This window comes from Weissella oryzae SG25 (assembly GCF_000691805.2).
Classification (GTDB): Bacteria; Bacillota; Bacilli; order Lactobacillales; family Lactobacillaceae; genus Weissella; species Weissella oryzae.
In genome coordinates, this window is record NZ_DF820515.1 from 1 (window position 1) to 2,171 (window position 2,171).

The 2,171-nt window shown below is 39.2% G+C and carries 1 protein-coding gene; it reads left to right on the plus strand.

Annotated features, from left to right (window positions below; all coding sequences use genetic code 11):
• Positions 1–2,171: phage tail tape measure protein (locus TT13_RS10730; RefSeq protein WP_027699943.1), on the plus strand; the 2,171-nt coding region annotated here is incomplete at both ends.

Sequence of the window (2,171 nt, forward strand, 5' to 3'; positions counted from 1 at the left end):
AATGTTGCAGGCTTCTGTTGCATCAGGTGATGATTTTACAGATGTTGTGCACAATTCAACTGCTGCTCTTGAATCATTTGGGCTTAAGAGTGATTCGGTGGCTGGCATGACTAAGAACACCAAGAAAACCGTAAACGAAATGGCATATGCTGCTGATGCGACTGCCACAGACTTTCAATCTTTAGGAAAGGCTATGGAGTACGTTGGAGCTACTGCTCATACGTCAGGTATCTCAATGGCAGAAACTTCTGCTGGTATTGGTGTTCTATCTAACCGTGGTTTAGAGGCTGATAAGGCTGGTACTGGAATGCGGAAAGTTATTAATAGTTTGTCAACCGCTATTAATGACATGGGTGGAAGTAGTAAGAGTACTGATGACAAGGTAAAAAGTTTGCAAGCTAACCTTGAGAAACAAACGCTTGCTTTACAGCAGAATGAGGCTAAATTACAGAGTAATACTGGTAATCGAGCTGCAACACAACGGGCTATCGATAGACAAAAACTAAGTATTCAACAACTTAATGAAAAAATAGCTGATGTTAAGAGTGCACCCAAAGCACAAGATATGCTGACTAATTTAGGTATCAAGCAAAGTGAATTAGTTGATGCTAAAGGAAATATGAAGTCTATTGCTACTGTTATGGGTGTATTGAACGAACACACAAAGAACATGAGTACTGTTGACAAAAATGTCGTGTTTAATGCTTTATTCGGTACCACTGGTCAACAGGCCGGAATAATTTTGTCTGAAAATTCTAAACAGTTAGAAGAATTAACAAAGCGAGTTAAAAATTCCGCTGACGGTCAAGGATATGTAGCCGAACTTTCTAAAAAGAATATGCAGTCTGTTAAAAATGAATTGAAGCAATTCAAGATGGCAGGAGAAGCTGCGATTATTATGATAGGTAAACAGATGTTGCCTGTCTTAAGCGAAGCTGCAACTGGTATGGCAAAAGCTTTTGATTCAAAAGAAGGTCAACGTGGCCTAGAATTGCTGGCTAAGGGCGTGGGCGGCTTATTTGGTGTAATCACAAACGGTATTGAATTTATGGGTCGCCACACTACCGAAGTGAAAATATTTGCAGCTGCATTAGGAAGTTTGTGGGCTGTTAAAAAAGTTGGTGACTTTATAGGTATGGTTAAATCAGCCAAGACTGCGTTAATGGAGTTACAAGCTGTGAATATGTTTATGACTAACGGAGCATCTATTGGTCCACTGGCTAAGGGAGGCAGAGTTGCTAAAACTGTCAGTGCAGCATCGACAGCAAGTGAACTTGCAACAACAGGAGAAAGTATAGCTAGTGAGTCACTATCAATGACTCGACTTGAACGCACAGTAGTACCTACTCTTGGTAAAACGTTGATGAAGACCGCCACTGCGGGAGTGGCTGGTGGAGTTCTAAACGGACTATCAGAAGCTGGTAGCAACAAACCAATGGCTGAAAAAGTTGGCGGTACTATGGGGGGATTTGTTGGTTCGGCAGCCGGATTTGCCTTAGGTGGACCCTTAGGTGCAATAATTGGTGGGACTGTTGGTCCAAAAGCTGGTGAATTATTAGGCGCAACAATTCAGAAAGCACTTAATAGAAAGCCTGTTAAACCAAAAATTACATTTGAAACTCAAAACTCAGACATGAGAAAGCTAGACAAGTCTTATCAAAGCTTTATTAGCCAGCTAAATACATCTATTGTGATGTCCCCTAAGCTTGATAACAGTGGTGTCGAGAAGGATAAGAAGTCCGTAGAAAAAGCTTATAAAGAAATGGGTAAGGCCGTTGATCAATATTACACTAAAAAGCAAAAGGATTCTAAAAAGGATTTGGATGTTCTAGTTAAAAATGGCTTGCTTTCACAAGAACAAGAAGATAATTTGCTTAAAAAGAGTAACAGTAACAACAAAAAAGCGAAAAAGTCTAAGAAAGATATCTTAGACAAAATGCAAAAAGATAGTTCTGATTACTATAAAAAACTAAAGACCATTAATGATGGTGGTAATTCTACGCTACAAGATTTGGAAGCTAAATATGGTAAAAAGTCTAAAAAATATCGAGACGAGCAAAATAAAGAGCGAGAATCAGCAAACAAAAAATATCAAAAACAAATGATTTCTGACGAAACCAAGTTTGGAAATGATATGAGTAAGGCCACCCGAGCTGCAAGTGTTAAGCAAC